Source organism: Pseudomonas sp. PDM24 (assembly GCF_019218905.1).
Taxonomy (GTDB): domain Bacteria; phylum Pseudomonadota; class Gammaproteobacteria; order Pseudomonadales; family Pseudomonadaceae; genus Aquipseudomonas.
On the sequence record NZ_JAHUWR010000001.1, the window covers coordinates 1,279,940 to 1,297,422 of the forward strand.

A 17,483-nucleotide genomic window follows, 5' to 3' on the forward strand; every position below is an offset into this window, starting at 1 on the left:
GAACCTTCAAGAGCCACTCGGCCAGAGGCCTAAGTTGCCCGCAACGCACCCTGAAGAGCGCTCATCACCATGTCATGCAACAATTTGCGGCGCGCTCCCTTGCTTGCCTGTGGCTCCGCAACCCAGGCCGGCAGTTGGTTCAGCAGGGAAACGATGCCGCTCAAGGTGGCGCGTCGGGTGGCGTTGGCCGGTGTGCCGGTGAGTTGCTCTATCGTTTCCACCAGATGCTCCTCGTAGCGTCGGCGCAGGCTCAGGATCGAGGCATGCTGTTCGCTGCTCAGGCAATGGAGGTCGTATTCCGCCAGACGGAAATGCGCCCCCATTCGCTCGTGTAGCAGCAGATGCGCCTCAAGCAGGCCTTGCAGTCGTACAGCGGGGGCGGATTTGCGACGAGTCACCAGGCTGGCGCCATGAAGCAACTGTTCGTAGAGTTCCTCGATCAGTTCGAACAGCAGTGCCTCCTTGCTTTCGATGTGGTTGTAAATGGAGCCAGCCTTGATCCCCAGATAGGTGGCCAGGTCGCGCATGCTTACCCGGCTGAAACCACACTTGGCGAACAACTCGAGAGCCTTCTGGCGGGTTTCCAGGTAGCGCGAGTCGATGGCCACCGCCAACAAGGCATTCGATTTGGCGCAACGCGACATGACGGGCTGGGCGTGGGTCATGAAATCAGGCCTCCATTCCGCGAGAGGAAACACAGTGAAGTCCGGACGCGGCAGGCGCGTCCGGCTGGAGGGGGTCAGAGCGCGTAGTGACTCAGTTCGCGGGCGATCACCAGGCGCTGGACCTCGCTGGAGCCTTCGTAGATCTGAGTGATACGCGCGTCGCGGTAGTAACGCTCCACCGGGTAATCCTCCAGATAGCCGTAGCCGCCATGGATCTGAATGGCGCTGGAGCACACGCGTTCGGCCATTTCCGAGGCGAATAGTTTGGCCTGGGAGGCTTCGGACAGACACGGTTGTGCGGCACTTTTCAGGCGCGCCGCATGGAGTATCAGCAGCCGGCTGGCGTTGAGTTGGGTGTGCATGTCGGCGAGCAGGTTGGACACGCTCTGGTGCTCGATGATCGGCTTGCCGAACTGGATGCGTTCGCGGGCATAGCCAAGTGCAGCCTCGAAGGCGGCGCGAGCGATACCCAGGGCTTGGGCGGCGATGCCGATGCGACCGCCCTCGAGGTTGGACAGGGCAATGGCCAGACCTTTGCCGCGTTCACCCAGCAGGTTGGCTTCGGGAATGGTGCAGTTGTTCAAGGTCACCGCGCAGGTATCGGAGGCCTTGATCCCCATCTTGTGTTCGCGTCGGTCGACCACGAATCCGGAGTTGTCAGTGGGGACCAGGAAGGCCGACAGCCCTTTCTTGCCCAGTTCCGCATCAGTGACGGCGAAGACAATGGCCAGCCTGGCCCGCTCCCCGTTGCTGACGAACTGCTTGGCACCGTTGAGAATCCACTGACCGTCGCGCAGTTCGGCACGGGTGCGCAGGTTGTGCGCCTCGGAGCCGGCCTGTGGTTCGGTCAGACAGAAACAGCCGATCGCTTGACCACTGACCAGAAGCGGCAGCCAGCTGTCTTGCTGGGCGGGGGTGCCGTATTTGAGTAGCGGGCCGCAGCCCACTGAGTTGTGGATGCTCATCAGCGCGCCGAGGGCACCGTCGCCGGCCGAGATTTCTTCCACGGCCAGAGCGTAGGCCACATAGTCGGTATAACTGCCGCCCCAGGTGTCCGGGACGACCATACCCAGCAGGCCCAGCTCGCCCATCTGCGTCACCACCGCGTCATCGATCCAGCCAGCCTTCTCCCAGGCTTGGGCATGCGGCGCGACTTCACTGCGGGCGAAGTCGCGCGCCATGTCGCGGATCATGCGTTGCTCTTCGGTCAATTCGATATCGTGCATTGTAAAGTCTCCTGCCGATCAGGCGGTGCGTACGGGCTTGCCGGAGGCGCGTTCAAAGTCGTTGAAAAAGGCTTGTACCCGGGCAGGAACCAGCTCTGCCAAGGTGGGTGGGTTCCAGCAAGGGCGCTTGTCCTTGTCGATGATCAGGGCGCGCACACCCTCCATCAGGTCGCCCTTGTCGAACCACTGGTAGTCGAGGTGCAACTCCAGAGCGAAGCACTCAGCCAGGCTCAGGTAACGACCACGACGCAACAACTCAAGCGTCGCAGCCATCGCCAGCGGCGAGCGGCTGTCGAGCAGCTTGACCGTCTGCTCGGCCCAGTCTTGCAGCTCAGGGCGATGTTCGCCCTGCAGCGCGGCGCGAATGGCCGGGACATCGGGCAAGGCGAAATATTCGTCGATTGCCTGGCGACAGGCCTTGAGCTCGGACCCGGCCAGACGCTCGGTGGCCATGTCGCAGAGCAGGTCCTGCAAGTCTTCGGCGGGTGCAGCGGTCCAGATCAAGTGGTCGATTCTGGCATCGAGTTCGGCCAGTCGTTCGCTGGGCAGGTAGTAGTCGGCAAGGTTCGCATAGAGGGCATCGGCGGCACGCACCTGGCAGCCGGTGATGCCCAGATAGGTGCCTAGTTCACCTGGCAAACGCGGCAGGAAATAGCTGCCACCGACATCAGGGAAAAAACCGATGCCGACTTCCGGCATGCCCATCCGCGTGCGCTCGGTGATCACCCGTAACGAGGCGGCCTGGGCCAGGCCCATGCCGCCGCCGAGGACGAAACCATCGAGCAGTGCCAGCACTGGCTTGGTGTAGCCGTGCAGGTACTCATCCAGGGCGTATTCTTCTTCGAGGAACAACTCATGCTGGTTGTCGCCGGCCTTGTGACTGTCGTACAGCATGCGGATATCGCCACCGGCGCAGAAGGCTTTTTCGCCAGCACCGCGCAGGGTCACGGCGACAATCTCCGGGTCCTGCTCCCAAGTCCGCAGGTGCCGGCAGAGCAGGCGCACCGTGGGCAGGTCCAGGGTGTTCAACGCATTTGGCCGATTCAGTGTCAGGTGGCCGACGCGGTTACGCACGCTGGCCAGCACTGGGGCTTGCTGCTCGCTCATGCTCAGGCTTCTCCGCGGAACAGTTTGATGATGGCGGAGAAGTCCAGGCCACCGTTACCTTGCAGGCTGAACGTCTGGTACAGCTGCTGGGCTACAGCACCGAGCGCCACCGGTTGACGCGCATGCCTGGCTGCTTCGGTGGCCAGGCCGAGGTCCTTGAGCATCAGGTTGCTGCCAAAGCCGCCACTGTAACCACGCGAGGCTGGAGCGTTTTCCAGCACGCCTGGGAACGGGTTGTTGATCTCCGAGCTCCAGCAGCGGCCGGTGGAGGTATTGATGACTCCGGCCAGTACCTTGGCGTCCATGCCCAGGGCTACACCCAGGGCCATGGCTTCAGCGACGCCGACCATGGAGATGCCGAGCAGCATGTTGTTGGTGATCTTGGCCACCTGGCCGTTGCCTGCTGCGCCGCAGTGCACGATGTTCTTGCCCATGGCCGAGAGGATCGGCAGGGCCTGGTCGAACACGCTGTCCGGGCCACCGACCATAAAGGTCAGGGTGCCTGCCGCCGCACCGCCGGTGCCACCGGATACCGGCGCGTCGAGCATTGGGTTGCCTTGGGCAAGGGCGTATTTGGCCAACTCGCGGGTGCTCAGCGGGTCGATGGTCGAACTGTCGATCAAGAGCACGCCTTGGCCAATATTGGCCAGCAGGCCATCCTTGCCCCGATAGACCTGCTTCACGTGCTCGGCGGTCGGCAGCATGGTGATGATCACCTCAACCCTGGCCTTGGCCACGGCGGCGGGGGAGTCGGCGGCGCTGGCACCGGCCTCCACCAGGGTGGCGACCGCCTGGGGGAATGGATCGAAAACGGTCAGGCTGTGGCCAGCCTTGAGCAGGTTGCGGGCCATTGGGCCGCCCATGTTGCCGAGGCCGAGAAATCCGATATGCATGATGGCTACCTTTTGCGAGTTGGATTCAGCGGTGCAGGAAATTCGGCACGCGCTTGTCGACGAAGGCTTGCATGCCTTCCTTTTGGTCGTGGCTGGCAAACAGCGAATGGAACAGCCGGCGCTCGAAACGTACGCCTTCAGTGAGGCTGATCTCTTCGGCGCGGTTGACGCATTCCTTGATCATCATGGCTGCTGGCAGCGACTTGCCGGCAATGCCGCGGGCGACTTCCAGGGTTCGTTCCAGCAACTCTGCGACGGGGAAAACACGGGCCACCAGATTGGCGCGCTCAGCTTCCTCGGCGCCGAGTTGGCGACCAGTCAGGCACATCTCCATGGCTTTGGACTTGCCTATGGCGCGGCTCAGGCGCTGGGTGCCACCAATCCCGGGGATCACACCCAGGTTCAGCTCCGGCAGGCCGAAGCGGGCGTTATCGGCGGCATAGATGAAGTCGCACATCAGCGCCAACTCGCAACCGCCACCCAACGCGTAGCCAGCCACTGCGGCAATCATTGGCTTGCGCCGGGCGCCGATGCGGTCGGCGGCGGCAAAGAAATCGTCCAGATAAATCTGCGGATAACCCAGCGCGGCCATCTCTTTGATGTCAGCACCCGCGGCAAAGGCCTTGGTCGATCCGGTGATGACCAGGCAGCCGATTTCAGGGTCGGCCTCCAGGCGATCAAGGGCCTGGTTCAGCTCGGCGATCAATTGGCTGTTCAGCGCGTTGAGCGCCTGTGGCCGGTTGAGGGTGATCAGGCCCACGCGCTGTTGCACATCGACCAGTAAAGTTTGGTATTCCATCTTTCAGCTCCTGACTGGCCGGCGCTTGGCGTCGGCCAGCAAAGGTCATTTCAGGGTGATGGTGGTGTTTACCGCACCGCTGGTGTCGTCTTCGTCGAACCAGCGCTGGGTGACCGTCTTGGTCTGGGTGTAGAAGGTCACCACCTGCTTGCCGTAGGGGCCCAAGTCGCCCAGCTTGGAGGCGCGCGAACCAGAGAAGGAAAACAGCGGGACCGGCACCGGGATCGGCACGTTGATGCCCACCTGGCCGACGTCGATCTCTTCCTGGAAGTGACGGGCGGCAGCGCCGGAGCGGGTGAACAGGGCCGTACCGTTGCCGTTCGGGTTGGCGTTGATGATCTCGATCGCCTCGCTCAGGCTGGCGGCGTGCATGACGCACAGCACCGGGCCGAAGATTTCTTCGCGGTACACAGACATTTGCGCGGTAACGCCGGAGAAGATAGTCGGGCCGACGAAGTTGCCGTCTTGGTAGCCCGGCACACTCGGGTTGCGCCCATCCAGTTCGAGCCTAGCGCCTTCTTCGATGCCACTGGCGATCAGACCGTTGACACGCTCCAGGGCGGCGCAGGAAATCACCGGGCCGATGTCGGTGCCCGGCTCGGTGCCGCCATTGATCTTGAGGGTCTTGGTTCGCTCGATCAGGTCTGGCAACCAGGCCTGTGCTTCACCGACCAGGATCACCACTGGCAGAGCCATGCAGCGCTGGCCCGCAGCGCCAAAGGAAGCACCCAGCAGGTTGTTCAGGGTCTGCTGTTTATTGGCATCGGGCAGGACGATGGCATGGTTCTTTGCACCCATCATGCACTGCGCACGCTTGCCATTCTGGGTAGCGCGGTTATAGACGTGGGTGCCGACCTTGGTCGAACCGACGAAGGACACGGCCTTGATGTCCGGGTGGTCGCAGATCAAGTTCACCGCATCGACGCCGCCGTGGATGACGTTGAGCACACCCTTGGGTACACCGGCCTCCAGCGCCAGTTCCACCAAGCGCATGGTCACCAGCGGATCTTGCTCGGACGGCTTGAGGATGAAGGTGTTGCCGGTGGCGATGGCCATCGGGAACATCCACAACGGGATCATCGCCGGGAAGTTGAACGGGGTGATGCCGGCGCACACGCCCAGCGGCTGCATCAGGGTGTAGGTGTCGACGCCGTTGGCCACGTTGTTGGCCAATTCGCCCATCTGCAGATTGCCGATGGCGGTTGCGTGCTCAACGACCTCTAGCCCGCGGAACACATCACCCTCTGCATCCGGCAGGGTTTTGCCCTGTTCGGCGGTGAGCAGTGCTGCCAGTTCTTTGATGTTTTCGCGGATCAGTTGCTGATATTTGAAGAAGATCCGGGAGCGGACGCCAATCGGCGTTTTGCGCCAGGTCTTGAAGGCTTCCTTGGCGCTGGCCACGGCGGCGTTCATTTCTTCGGCGGTGGCGAAGGGGACGCGGGCCAGGACTTCCTGGGTAGCCGGGTTGATCACGTCGCGCCATTGGGTGCTGCGCGATTCGACGAATTCGCCGTTGATGAGAAGCTTGACGCTAGGAATGCTGGAGGAGGTCATTTTCGGGTCCTGTCTACTTTCTTTGAGTCGAGTGAGGCCCCTCGGCCTGATTGGCCGAGCGGTCGCGTTTGAATTCAGAATGGCCGGCTTACCGGCCCGGGTTCAGCCCTTGAGGTGCGGGAAGTCTTCTTCGAAGTATTCCTGCGGGCCTCGTGCGTCGCCCTGGCGACGCTGCACTTCCATTTGCCGCAATTCCACCCGGCGAATCTTCCCAGAGATGGTCTTGGGCAGTTCGCTGACGAATTCGATACGTCGCACCCGCTTGTAGGGCGCCAAATGCTCGCGGGCGAAGGCGAGGATGTCGGCGGCGAGTTCGTAGCTGCCCGGTGCGTCATGGGCCAGGATCAGATAGGCCTTGGGCACTGCCAGGCGCACCGGATCAGGGCTCGGCACCACGGCCACTTCCATCACCGCCGGGTGTTCGATCAGCGCGCTTTCCAGCTCGAAGGGACTGATGCGGTAGTCGGAGGCTTTGAACACATCGTCGGCGCGGCCGACAAAGGTGACATAGCCGTCCTCGTCGATCTGCGCGGTGTCGCCGGTGCGGTAGTAACCGTCGCGCATCACTTCGGCGGTTTTTTCCGGGCTGTCCTCGTAGCACAACATCAGACCGAGTGGTCGCACATCCAGCGGCAGGGCTACTTCACCCTCATTGCCGGGTATGCCATCGGGGTCAAGCATGGTCACTCGGTAGCCCGGCAGCGGACGGCCCATGGAGCCGGGTTTGAGCAGTTGGCCGGGTGTATTGCCGACCAGGGCGGTGGTTTCCGACTGGCCGAAGCCGTCGCGCAGTGGCAAGTCCCAGGCATGCAGAATCTGCTCGATAATCTCCGGATTGAGCGGTTCACCGGCGCCCACCAGTTCACGCAGTTTCAAGCGCTCCTTGTAACTGGCCAGGTCTTCTTGGATCAGCATGCGCCAGACGGTGGGTGGGGCGCACAGGCTGGTGACGCCGTAGCGCTCCAGCGCGCCGAGCAGAGCCGTGGCGCTGAAGCGCGCGACATTGTGGATGAAGATGCAGGCGCCGGCGTTCCATGGTGCGAAGAGGCAGCTCCACGCATGCTTGGCCCAACCCGGTGATGAGATGTTCAAGTGCAGGTCACCCGGCTGCAGGCCGATCCAGTACATGGTCGACAGGTGGCCGACCGGGTAGCTCTGATGACTGTGCAGTACCATCTTCGGTTTGGAGGTGGTGCCGGAGGTGAAGTACAGCAGCATCGGGTCAGTGGCCAGGGTGAGGCCCTCGACTTCGAACTGCTCGGAATATTCGCTGGCTGCGCTGTGCGAGGTCCAGTCGGCGGGGCCCGGGCCGACGCATATGCGGCTGCAGCCTTCACCCAGGCCGACGAACTTGTCGACGTGGGCGCCGCCGACCACAAGGTGGCGAACCTGGCCGCGCTCGATGCGGTCGCGCAGGTCATCCGGGGTCAACAGGGCGGTGGCGGGAATGACCACGGCGCCGATTTTGAAGGCGGCCAGCATGGTTTCCCACAGGGCGACGTCGTTGCCGAGCATCAGCAGGATGCGTTCGCCACGGCGCACGCCAAGGGCACGCAAGTGGTTGGCCACCTGGTTGGAGCGCGAGGCCAGTTGCTGGAAGCTGTAGCGCTGTTCGCTGCCGTCTTCTTCGACGATCCACAAGGCGTTGGCGTGATTGCCCTGCGCCATGGCATCGAAGTAATCCAGCGCCCAATTGAACTCGCTCAGTTGCGGCCAGCGGAAGTCACGCACCGCGGTGGCGTAATCGGTACGGTGGGAAAGCAGGAAGTCGCGAGCGGCAAGGAAGGGTTGGCTGTTGGTATTCATTGTTCTCTCCATCAATCAAGGTGTCGATCGGCGCGGGTGGCGAGTACGAAGCAGTCAAGCGGCGAAGGTGGTATCGCTGCGAGCTGCGGGACGTACGGGACAGGTGCGCAGACCTGATGATGGGGAGACGGCCAGCAAGAATGGTTTCACGGTGGGTTCCCTTGTTTATTTTTATCGGGATTGATCTGATTAGTGACCAGATTTGAATCGAGTATATGCATGCATAAAACAAATATGAATGGCTAAAAAAGCCAGTGTGTTGTGCAAAAATGCATGGGGCTGTTTGGCCCATGACGCGGCAGAACCGCAAGGCGAATGCCACTCACACCGCCAGGCGCTGGGAGTAGCATTCGGCTCGCGTGCGTATTTACCAGAGCTTCAGGGTGTAGCTGACGATCAGGCGGTTTTCATCCAGATCGCTGCCAAAGTTGGTCGAGCGAACTGTCGCGTTACGCCATTTCACCCCGACATTCTTCAACGGCCCGCTCTGCACCACATAACCAATGTCGGTATCACGTTCCCATTCCTTGCCTTGCGGGCGGTTGCCGCCCAGATCGATGTTGTCACCGGTGAGATAGCGGGTCATGAAGGTCAGGCCCGGAATGCCAATGGCCGCAAAGTTGTAGTCGTAACGCGCCTGCCAGGACTTTTCGTCCTTGCTGGCGAAGTCGCCGATCTGCACGAAGTTCACCAGGAACGCATCGGTGCCGTTGACGTAGGCGTAGCCGGTGTCGCCGCTCATGCCTTGGTAACCCAGGCCCAACGCATGGCTGCCGAGGTTATAGGTGAACATCGCGCCAATCGCATTGTTATCAATATTGCTGCCGCCATCATCCGTGGAACGGGCAAAGCGCAGATCCGTCTTCAGCGACTGCCCCGTCGTCACGGGCAACACGTAGGTCAGGTTGACCAGGTGCTGGCTGTAGAAGTTATCGAGGTGACCGTAGCTGTAGCCGGTGGTGAGGTTGCTGGTCCATTTGTAGTTCAGGCTGGCGAAATCGAAGCTGTCGCTGTCGAGATGACGTGTGGTGATGCCCTTGGCGCCGGTGCGGGTGATGCCCATGTCCTCGTAGTCCGAGGAGTCGCGCTGATTGACTTGCGTCAGTCGCCCGGCATCCACGGTCAGGCCTTCGAGTTCCAGCGACGTCAACTGACCGCCCTTGAAGGTTTGTGGCAACAGCCGTGAATCGTTGGCCAATACCGTCGGCAGTTTCGGCAACAGCGTGCCGAGTTTCAGCGTGCTTTTCGAGGCCCGCACTTTAGCGGTCAGGCCCAGTTCGCCGTACTCGTCCTGTGCACCTTTGCTGGTGTCGCGGTGACGTTTGAGCAGGCCGGAGCCTGCGCGATCAGGGCTGGAATCGAGCTTGACGCCGAGCAGGCCGATGGCATCGAAACCCACGCCGATCAAACCGTCGGTGAATCCCGATTCATAGCGCAGCAGGAAACCTTGCGCCCATTCCTCTTGTTTGGATTGCGCGGCGTTGTCCTGGCGATAGTCGCGATTGAAATAGAAGTTGCGTAACTCAAGGTTGGCTGTGCTGTCTGCGAAGAAGTCGGCGTGAGCTTGTGCTGCGAGGCCGCTGCCGGCCAGGAACAGGGTAAGGGTGGTCGGTTTCATTGGATGCCTTTTGTTGTTTTTGTTGTCGACGAGCCGCTCCCGCGCCATTTGGAGTTGGCGAGGGAGGGGGCGCTTTTTGGGTGTCCTGCGCCGAGCGGCGCAGGTCGGGCGTAAAAAAGCGCGAAGCAAAGGAGCGGACTCGCGCTAGGGGCATCAGCCCCGGAAAAAGCAGCGTCAGTGACTGCTGGCCATGGAAGCTCCAAGGCCGGTCTGGGCACGGACGAATTGGTCGGCATAGGCGGCGCGCTCGCGGTCGGCGCGCTCGCTGCGGTCAAGCCTGGAAGCGACCACTATGACCAGGAAGGCCAGGGGCATTGAGAACAGCGCCGGTTGGTCGTAAGGGAAGAGCGCTTGGGCATGTCCCAGTACACCGACCCAAACCGACGGCGAGCAGATCACCAGGGCCAGTGCGCTGATCAGGCCGGTCAGGCCGCCATAGAGGGCGCCGCGGGTGGTCAGGCCGCCCCAGTACATGGACATGATCAGTACCGGGAAATTCGCCGAGGCGGCGATGCCGAACGTCAGGCCGACCAGGAAGGCGATGTTCTGGCCCTCGAACAGAATGCCAAGGGAAATCGCAACGATGCCCAGGCAGACGGTGGCAATGCGCGACACGCGCATTTCCTTTTTCTCGTCGGCGCGGCCCTTCTTCAATACCGAAGCATAAAGGTCATGGGAGATGGCCGAGGCACCGGCCAGGGCCAGACCGGACACGACGGCGAGAATGGTGGCGAAAGCCACGGCGGAGAGGAAACCGAGAAACAGGTTGCCGCCCACCGCCTTGGCCAAGTGCATGGCTACCATGTTGCTGCCGCCGATCATGGTCCCGCCCAGCTTACCGTCGACGTAGTACTGTGGGTCCGTGCCGACGATGACGATGGCGGTGTAACCCAGGACGCAGACCACCAGGAAAAAGAAGCCGATGAACATCGTGGCAAATAGCACCGATTTACGCGCTTCCTTGGCATTGGGCACCGTAAAGAAACGCATCAGGATGTGCGGCAGACCGGCGATACCGAACACCAGGCCAAGGGACAGCGACACGGCATTGATCGGGTCGGCCAGCAAGGTGCCCGGCCCCATGATCTGCACACCGCTGGCATGCACCGACACAGCCTGGGCGGCCAGCGTTTCGAAGCTGAAGTCGAAGCGGCTCAGGGCCATAAGCACCAGGGTGGTGCCGCCCGCCAGGAGCAGGACCGCCTTGGTGATCTGTACCCATGTGGTGGCGAGCATGCCGCCGAAGATCACGTAGACCAACATCAACACGCCGACTACCACCACCGCCGTGCGGTAGTCGAGACCGAACAACAGTTTGATCAGTTGACCGGCGCCGACCATTTGCACCACCAGATAGCAGCACACCACGGTCAGCGATCCGAGGGCGGCAAAGCTGCGTACGCGGGATTGATCGAGGCGGTAGGAGACGATGTCGGCGAAGGTGTAGCGCCCCAGGTTGCGCAAGCGCTCGGCCATCAGGAAGGTGACGATAGGCCAGCCAACAAAGAAGCCAATGATGTAGACGAAGCCGTCGTAACCCTTGGCGAATACCATGCTCGACAGGCCCAGCAGAGTTGCTGCCGACATATAGTCCCCAGCGATTGCCAAGCCATTCTGAAATCCCGTGATACCGCCGCCTGCGCTGTAGAAATCGGCGGCTGAGCGGGTGCGTCGTGCAGCCCACCAGGTGATCAGCAGGGTGGCGAGGACAAAGACGAAAAACATGCCGATGGCGTGCAGGTTGAGCGGTTGCTTCTGCGCGATGATAGGCTCGGCATGGGCCAGCACAGGGCTGAGGGCGAGAAGGGCGGACAGGCGTTTCATGCGCGGGACTCCTGGAGGATCTGCGAGCTGAGCACGTCGAAGTGGGTGTTGGCTCTGTGCACGTACCAGGCGGTAAGTAGCCAGGAAAACAGGATGATCGTCACGCCGATTGGCATGCCAAGACTGAGGTGGCTGCCGTCGTACAGCGGCAGGTGCAGCCAGGCAGGGACAAAAGCCACCACCATGATGAAACTATAATAAATAGCCAGAACCACGCCGCTCAATGACCAGGCCAGCACCGCGCGCTGGCGGGTGAGGTGCTTGAAATTGGGATTGGCCCTGACCTGTGCGCAGGTATGGGCGTGGTTCGGATGGTCAGTCGTCATAGTGAGGCTCCGAGTGTGTTTTTTGTTGTTGTTTCCGCCTTTTCAGAGGCAGACGAGTACTCGGGCGACGCCCGTGCGGGGCGTCACCTGAATGCGGGTTGCAGGACTCATTGCCGGTCGAATGAACGTCCGGGGATGGGAGGGCGATGTGGGAAGTCGATGTCGTACCAATGCGTTACGAGCAGTGGCACGAGCCAGCGGTGCACAGTGAGGGTTGCCGTTATTGCGTAGCGGCACAACTGCTTGTGTTCGGCGTATACGCCGACGTTAACCCCTGCGCTCATGCTGTTAGCCCTATATTGTTTTTGTAGTGGCTTACTGGCTAGGAAACGATGCTGGTGGACCAGCTTGATCGCGAGTATAGGGTGGCTTTTTTACAATAAGAATTGACAGAAACGCCTGATTGACATGCAAAAATGCACAGCTAAAAGTCAAGGGAATTGGGAAAACACGAGTGAGCGCGTCGCCACAACACATCAGAACATTCTTATGTGTTAATGTGTTTGCACACTCAACTACCCATACGGGCTCAACAATGTCCTCTCGCAATCTTTTTGACGCTATGAACCTTGGCAGCATGGTGCTTCGAAATCGTATCGTCTTACCCCCACTAACTCGCTCCAGAAGCTCGCAGCCAGGTAACGTACCGAACTCGCTCATGGCAGCGTACTACCGCCAACGCGCTACAGCGGGCTTCATGGTCACCGAAGGCTCTCAAATCGAGCCACGCGGCCAAGGCTATGCTTGGACGCCCGGTATTTACAGTGACGAACAGGTCGAAGGTTGGCGCCAGGTGACCGAAGCAGTTCATGCCGAGGGTGGCACCATCTTCTGCCAACTCTGGCACGTTGGTCGTGTTTCCCACGTCAGTTTGCAGCCAGATAATCAGCCTCCAATTGCACCTTCAGCTATCCGCGCGACCAACGTTAAAGTATTCATTGAAACCGGCCCTAACGAGGGACAGTTAGCAGATCCGAGCATGCCGCAAGAATTGACCACTATCCAGGTCAAGGAGCTGGTAGAGCTTTATCGCCGAGCGGCTCAAAATGCGAAGCGTGCGGGGTTCGATGGCGTTGAGCTGCATTCCGCGAACGGATACCTCATCAACCAATTCATCTCAGAGCACACTAATCGCAGAACTGACGAGTACGGGGGATCACTCACAAACCGGCTGCGGTTCCTGCGTGAAGTGACTGAAGCGGTCATTGGTGTATTCGCAAGCGAGCGCGTTGGTGTACGCTTCGCGCCATTGTTTGAATCGACGGATGAAGAACGGGTCTATTTGGGGCTGGTCGAAAAAGATCCGCACGAGACCTACGTCGAAGCGACCAAAATGCTGGAAGGCCTGCGCATCGGGTACCTTTCAATTGCAGAAGCAGATTGGGACAATAGCCCTGATCTTCCAGACTCATTCCGGCAGGCACTGCGTGATACGTTCTCGGGCCCGATCATGTATGCCGGTAACTACACTCATGAGAAAGCCAAACGTATTCTCTCGACGGGTTACGGCGACTTTTTCGGCTTCGGACGCACGTTCATCGCAAACCCGGATTTACCACTACGTTTCAAAGAAAACCAACCCCTTAACCCCGTAGATCCTTCAACTCTGTATGGCGGTGGGGAGCGGGGATACATCGACTATCCGCACAGCACCTGACAGCGTGCGCGGTCACCCAAATGGGGGCAGCCCCCACATTAGAGTCAAGGTTCAAGGTTTATGGAGCTAAGCGAAGCACTTAAGGTCTTGTCTCATCCGACCCGACGAGCTGTACTCGCGTGGCTGGCAAACCCGCACAAGTCTTTCAAGAGCTACAGCCAGCTCTACGACTTCAGCGTATACGGTGTATGCGCAAGCTTGATCCAAGACAAAGCGGGGATGTCGCAACCTGCAACATCCCTTTGCCTGAAGGTTCTTCAAGACATGGATTTCGTGACAGCAACAAAAGTTGGAAAATGGACGTACTACAAGCGCAACGATGAGCAACTTTTTGCCGCGCTGTCCGAATTGCATTCAGAGCTGAACATCTGAGCTCTGCCCTTAGCCATCACTGTCCGACTGAGATCGAAGGGAGTCTCCTGGCTGGAATGACGCCAGACCTAAGGGGCTTGTCTATGGCGTTCAGCAGAGCATTGACGCGAAAGAGATCAGTAGGTTACTGATTTTAGCTGACCCATGTGCAGCCTCTGAAATCCCACGCAAGGTCATCGATTACTGAGTATTCGGATGGGTCAATGATTTCCGGCGGCTTGGGTCAAAATCGCATCAGCGCCAACAAGCGATGGGCCTCTTGTGCTGGTTCGTGACTTGTTTGCGCCGGCTGGCCTACCGGCCTCTCTCCACGGCTAAAGCCTCTTGTTGATGCAGCACGGCTGCATAGTGCGTCTCCACCCAATCGGCCAGTTCTCGCACCCTTACGGCCGCTTCCCTACCCATAGGCGTCAGCGTGTATTCCACGTGTGGCGGCACGATGTCATAGGCGTGACGCTCGACCATTCCATCGCTTTCCAACAACTGAAGCGTCTGCGCCAGCATTCGTTCGCTGACGCCGCCGATCTTACGTCGTAGCTGGCTGAATCGCAGCGTGCCAGGCAGCAGAGCAATCAGCACCAATACCCCCCAGCGGCTAGTCAGGTGGTTCAGGATTTCACGCGACGGGCATTGTGGAGTCAGCACGTCGCCACGCCTTAAGCGCTCGGACAAAGGGGCTGCTGACGGCTTTTCTGATGATCTTGAAGGAACGCTTGCACTCATACACTTACCTTTTTGTGCGTACTTACTTAAAGTAACTTTATATCCTACAGTCGCTCATGGCTATTTCTTCAACCCTTTCGTTCACCAAGGAGTGACCTCATGAGCATTGCCGTTACTGGAGCCACCGGCCAACTGGGCCGCATCGTCATCGAGAACCTCAAGCAGCGAACCGCCACGAGCAGCATTCTTGCCTTGGTGCGCAAGCCGGAACAGGCAGAAGCGCTGGGCGTTGCGGCAAGGGCGTTCGACTATTCCAAGACCGAGACGCTGGATGCGGCGTTGTCCGGAGTGGAAACCTTGCTGTTGATCTCCTCCAGCGAAATCGGTCAGCGCGCCGCGCAGCACGCCAACGTCATTGCGGCGGCGAAGAGGGCCGGCATCAAGCGCATTGTCTATACCAGCGTGTTGCACGCTGACTCGTCCGTGCTGCCACTTGCCGACGAACACCACGCAACCGAGGCTGCCCTCAAGGCGTCCGGACTTTCCTACACGCTGTTGCGCAATGGTTGGTACACAGAAAACTACACAGGTTTCGCTGGTGTGGCGCTGGCTAATGGCGCGCTGTTTGGTAGTGCAGGCGAAGGCCGGATTTCGTCAGCGACACGCGAGGATCTGGCCGAAGCCGCCGCAGTGGTGTTGACTGCTGACGGCCATGAAAACACTACCTACGAACTGGCCGGCGATACCTCTTGGACGCTGGCTGATCTGGCGGCGGAAATCTCGAAGCAGACCGGCAAGCACATCCCTTACCGCAACCTCCCGGAAGCCGACTACGCCGCCGCGCTCGAAGGTGTTGGCTTGCCGAAGGATCTTGCCGCAGCATTGGCTTCCTATGACGTCAGCGCCTCCCAGGGGGCTCTCTACGCCAACGAACGCGCCTTGGCTGAACTTATCGGGAGGCCAACCACGCCGCTTGCTATCAGCGTCGAACGTGCGCTAAAGGCGCTCTGACGAACTGCCGGCAAGCAGCAGTTTAAAACAGCGTTCAAGGGATATTTCCTCCTTGCAGGGGGCTGATTCAGCCCCCTGCAAGTTTAAACCCTATAACCAACCTTTAATCTGCGCGCACACAGCCTGGGTGGAAATGCCGTAGCGATCGTGCAACGTCGGAAGCGCGCCAGCATCGAGAAACGCGTCCGGCAGCGCTATTTGCCTGAATGTCGGCGTGACCCCATTGCGCAACAGCACGGTCGCCACCGCTTCGCCCAATCCCCCGATGATGGAGTGGTTTTCCGCAGTCACTACCAGTCGTCCCGGCTTTCTGGCTTCAGCCAAAATGGTCTGCTCATCCAAAGGCTTGATTGTGGGAACGTGTAGCACCGCGACATCCACACCGTCAGCCTGAAGCTCCTTGGCTGCTTCCAACGCGCGCATTGTCATCAAACCGGTGGCAATGATTAAAACCTCATTGCCCGTGCGCAGGGTTTTGGCTTTGCCGATCTCGAATTTGTAGCCATATTCGTCGAGCACCAGCGGTACGTTGCCCCGCAGTAACCGCATGTAGACTGGCCCTTGATGCGCTGCAATGGCGGGCACTGCCTGTTCGATTTCCAGGGCATCGCACGGGTCGACGATCATCAGGTTCGGCATGGCGCGGAAGATTGCCAAATCATCAGTTGCCTGGTGGCTGGGGCCGTACCCGGTGGTCAGTCCTGGCAGACCACAGACGATTTTGACGTTGAGGTTTTCCTCGGCAATCGCCATGCAGATGAAGTCATAGGCCCGGCGCGAAGCAAACACCGCGTAAGTGGTAGCGAAGGGCACGAACCCCTCCCGAGCCATGCCCGCTGCTGCGCTCATCAACAACTGCTCAGCCATGCCCATCTGGTAGAAACGCTCCGGGTGCGCCTTCGCGAAAATGTGCAGGTCGGTGTATTTGGACAAGTCAGCCGATAAACCCACGATATCCTGGCGCTGGTCCGCGAGTGCGGCCAACGCGTGACCAAAGGGCGCGGATCTGGTGGCCTGACCTTCAGCGGCAATCGAGGCAATCATCGCGGAGGTTGTCAGTTTTTTCTTCAGGGCCGCGGGCGCCTGAGCCGTAGTGTTGGTTGCGTTGCTCATAGCGTTTTGCCTTCTTCGAGGTTGTTCAGGGCCACATCCCATTCATGCTCATCCACGCGGATGAAGTGAGTCTTTTCGCGGGTTTCCAGGAACGGCACGCCTTTGCCCATCTTGGTATCGCAGATGATGACGCGCGGTTGTGCGGCGGGATGGCTGCGGGCCGCGTCGAAAGCTTTGACCAAGGCGTCCAGGTCGTTACCGTCTACCCGCTGGGTGAACCAGCCAAAGGCTTGCCATCGGTCAACGATGGGTTCAAATGCCAGCACCTCGCTGGAGTGCCCGTCGGCTTGCTGGTTGTTCACGTCGACGATGGCGATCAGGTTGTCGAGTTTCCAGTGCGAAGCCGACATCACAGCTTCCCAGGTGGAGCCCTCATTCAGCTCGCCATCCGATAGCAGGTTGTAAACGAAAGAGCTGGACTGTTTGCGCTTCAAACCCAGGCAGGCGCCCACCGCGATGCCCAGTCCCTGGCCCAGCGAGCCGCCGGTGATTTCCATGCCGGGGGTGTATGCGGCCATACCGGACATGGGCAGGCGGCTGTCATCCGAACCGTAGGTTTCAAGCTCATCCAGTGGGATGATTTCAGCCTCGATCAGCGCGGCATACAGCGCGATCGCGTAGTGACCGATGGAGAGGTAAAAGCGATCACGCTGTTCCCACTCGGGGTTTTCGGGCTTGTAGTTCAAGGCATGAAAGTACGACACGGCCAGCAAGTCTGCCGCGCCCAGCGCCTGGCCGACATAGCCCTGGCCCTGGACTTGCCCCATGCGCAAGGCATGGCGGCGAATGTTATGGGCGCGCTGCACCAGCGTGGTGGATGACACGCGAGATAAAGTGGCAGTCATGGAA

The 17,483-nt window shown here is 60.1% G+C and carries 16 protein-coding genes; 3 read left to right on the plus strand and 13 right to left on the minus strand.

Annotated features, from left to right (window positions below; translation table 11 throughout):
* Positions 1–29 precede the first annotated feature (29 nt).
* The 10 genes from KW837_RS05840 to KW837_RS05885 form a co-directional block, all read right to left on the minus strand.
* On the minus strand, positions 30–665 hold the full coding sequence (locus KW837_RS05840; protein ID WP_192343046.1) for a TetR/AcrR family transcriptional regulator: 636 nt from the start codon (positions 663–665) through the stop codon (positions 30–32).
* 74 nt (positions 666–739) lie between these two features.
* Positions 740–1,891: an acyl-CoA dehydrogenase family protein gene (locus KW837_RS05845; protein ID WP_218394852.1), complete on the minus strand. Its 1,152-nt coding sequence runs from the start codon at positions 1,889–1,891 to the stop codon at positions 740–742.
* An 18-nt stretch (positions 1,892–1,909) separates the two neighbouring features.
* Positions 1,910–2,998: an enoyl-CoA hydratase/isomerase family protein gene (locus KW837_RS05850; protein ID WP_192343048.1), complete on the minus strand. Its 1,089-nt coding sequence runs from the start codon at positions 2,996–2,998 to the stop codon at positions 1,910–1,912.
* 2 nt (positions 2,999–3,000) lie between these two features.
* The gene (gene mmsB, locus KW837_RS05855; RefSeq protein WP_192343049.1) at positions 3,001–3,891 is read right to left on the minus strand and encodes a 3-hydroxyisobutyrate dehydrogenase; all 891 of its coding nucleotides are present in this window, start codon (positions 3,889–3,891) and stop codon (positions 3,001–3,003) included.
* 25 nt (positions 3,892–3,916) lie between these two features.
* Positions 3,917–4,690 carry an enoyl-CoA hydratase gene (locus KW837_RS05860; protein ID WP_192343050.1) on the minus strand — a complete coding sequence of 258 codons (774 nt, stop codon included), beginning with the start codon at positions 4,688–4,690 and terminating at the stop codon, positions 3,917–3,919.
* A gap of 45 nt (positions 4,691–4,735) precedes the next feature.
* Positions 4,736–6,244: a CoA-acylating methylmalonate-semialdehyde dehydrogenase gene (locus KW837_RS05865; protein WP_192343051.1), complete on the minus strand. Its 1,509-nt coding sequence runs from the start codon at positions 6,242–6,244 to the stop codon at positions 4,736–4,738.
* Between the two features lie 102 nt (positions 6,245–6,346).
* A complete protein-coding gene (locus KW837_RS05870) occupies positions 6,347–8,050 on the minus strand; it encodes an AMP-binding protein (RefSeq protein WP_218394853.1) in 1,704 nt (567 codons plus the stop codon).
* Positions 8,051–8,417: 367 nt separating this feature from the next.
* Entirely contained in the window at positions 8,418–9,668 is a 1,251-nt protein-coding gene (locus KW837_RS05875) for an OprD family porin (protein ID WP_218394854.1), read from the minus strand.
* 174 nt (positions 9,669–9,842) lie between these two features.
* Entirely contained in the window at positions 9,843–11,492 is a 1,650-nt protein-coding gene (locus KW837_RS05880) for a cation acetate symporter (protein ID WP_218394855.1), read from the minus strand.
* Complete coding sequence (locus tag KW837_RS05885) at positions 11,489–11,818, minus strand: DUF485 domain-containing protein (protein ID WP_218394856.1); 330 nt, start codon at positions 11,816–11,818, stop codon at positions 11,489–11,491. Before KW837_RS05885 ends, KW837_RS05880 begins: the two co-directional genes overlap by 4 nt.
* Positions 11,819–12,353: 535 nt before the next feature.
* On the opposite strand from KW837_RS05885, the gene KW837_RS05890 reads away from it, so the two are divergent.
* Complete coding sequence (locus tag KW837_RS05890; RefSeq protein WP_192343056.1) at positions 12,354–13,475, plus strand: alkene reductase; 1,122 nt, start codon at positions 12,354–12,356, stop codon at positions 13,473–13,475.
* A 60-nt stretch (positions 13,476–13,535) separates the two neighbouring features.
* Complete coding sequence (locus tag KW837_RS05895) at positions 13,536–13,847, plus strand: helix-turn-helix transcriptional regulator (RefSeq protein WP_218394857.1); 312 nt, start codon at positions 13,536–13,538, stop codon at positions 13,845–13,847.
* A gap of 294 nt (positions 13,848–14,141) precedes the next feature.
* Here the strand turns inward: KW837_RS05895 and KW837_RS05900 are convergent, their stop codons facing one another.
* Positions 14,142–14,492 (minus strand): winged helix-turn-helix transcriptional regulator, encoded by a 351-nt coding sequence (locus KW837_RS05900; RefSeq protein WP_371317106.1) that lies wholly within the window; start codon positions 14,490–14,492, stop codon positions 14,142–14,144.
* A gap of 177 nt (positions 14,493–14,669) precedes the next feature.
* On the opposite strand from KW837_RS05900, the gene KW837_RS05905 reads away from it, so the two are divergent.
* A complete protein-coding gene (locus KW837_RS05905; protein WP_218394859.1) occupies positions 14,670–15,521 on the plus strand; it encodes an SDR family oxidoreductase in 852 nt (283 codons plus the stop codon).
* Between the two features lie 90 nt (positions 15,522–15,611).
* Here the strand turns inward: KW837_RS05905 and KW837_RS05910 are convergent, their stop codons facing one another.
* Both KW837_RS05910 and KW837_RS05915 read right to left on the minus strand, forming a co-directional pair.
* Positions 15,612–16,634 carry a transketolase family protein gene (locus KW837_RS05910; protein WP_192343060.1) on the minus strand — a complete coding sequence of 341 codons (1,023 nt, stop codon included), beginning with the start codon at positions 16,632–16,634 and terminating at the stop codon, positions 15,612–15,614.
* Entirely contained in the window at positions 16,631–17,479 is an 849-nt protein-coding gene (locus KW837_RS05915) for a transketolase (protein ID WP_218394860.1), read from the minus strand. The genes KW837_RS05910 and KW837_RS05915 overlap by 4 nt, the downstream gene beginning before the upstream one ends.
* Positions 17,480–17,483 lie beyond the last annotated feature (4 nt).

Excerpts from the sequence above, each read along its gene's own strand:
- KW837_RS05840 (WP_192343046.1), bottom strand. The coding sequence starts at position 665 with ATGACCCACGCCCAGCCCGTCATGTCGCGTTGCGCCAAATCGAATGCC.
- KW837_RS05845 (WP_218394852.1), bottom strand. The coding sequence starts at position 1,891 with ATGCACGATATCGAATTGACCGAAGAGCAACGCATGATCCGCGACATG.
- KW837_RS05850 (WP_192343048.1), bottom strand. The coding sequence starts at position 2,998 with ATGAGCGAGCAGCAAGCCCCAGTGCTGGCCAGCGTGCGTAACCGCGTC.
- mmsB (WP_192343049.1), bottom strand. The coding sequence starts at position 3,891 with ATGCATATCGGATTTCTCGGCCTCGGCAACATGGGCGGCCCAATGGCC.
- KW837_RS05860 (WP_192343050.1), bottom strand. The coding sequence starts at position 4,690 with ATGGAATACCAAACTTTACTGGTCGATGTGCAACAGCGCGTGGGCCTG.
- KW837_RS05865 (WP_192343051.1), bottom strand. The coding sequence starts at position 6,244 with ATGACCTCCTCCAGCATTCCTAGCGTCAAGCTTCTCATCAACGGCGAA.
- KW837_RS05870 (WP_218394853.1), bottom strand. The coding sequence starts at position 8,050 with ATGAATACCAACAGCCAACCCTTCCTTGCCGCTCGCGACTTCCTGCTT.
- KW837_RS05875 (WP_218394854.1), bottom strand. The coding sequence starts at position 9,668 with ATGAAACCGACCACCCTTACCCTGTTCCTGGCCGGCAGCGGCCTCGCA.
- KW837_RS05880 (WP_218394855.1), bottom strand. The coding sequence starts at position 11,492 with ATGAAACGCCTGTCCGCCCTTCTCGCCCTCAGCCCTGTGCTGGCCCAT.
- KW837_RS05885 (WP_218394856.1), bottom strand. The coding sequence starts at position 11,818 with ATGACGACTGACCATCCGAACCACGCCCATACCTGCGCACAGGTCAGG.
- KW837_RS05890 (WP_192343056.1), top strand. The coding sequence starts at position 12,354 with ATGTCCTCTCGCAATCTTTTTGACGCTATGAACCTTGGCAGCATGGTG.
- KW837_RS05895 (WP_218394857.1), top strand. The coding sequence starts at position 13,536 with ATGGAGCTAAGCGAAGCACTTAAGGTCTTGTCTCATCCGACCCGACGA.
- KW837_RS05905 (WP_218394859.1), top strand. The coding sequence starts at position 14,670 with ATGAGCATTGCCGTTACTGGAGCCACCGGCCAACTGGGCCGCATCGTC.
- KW837_RS05910 (WP_192343060.1), bottom strand. The coding sequence starts at position 16,634 with ATGAGCAACGCAACCAACACTACGGCTCAGGCGCCCGCGGCCCTGAAG.
- KW837_RS05915 (WP_218394860.1), bottom strand. The coding sequence starts at position 17,479 with ATGACTGCCACTTTATCTCGCGTGTCATCCACCACGCTGGTGCAGCGC.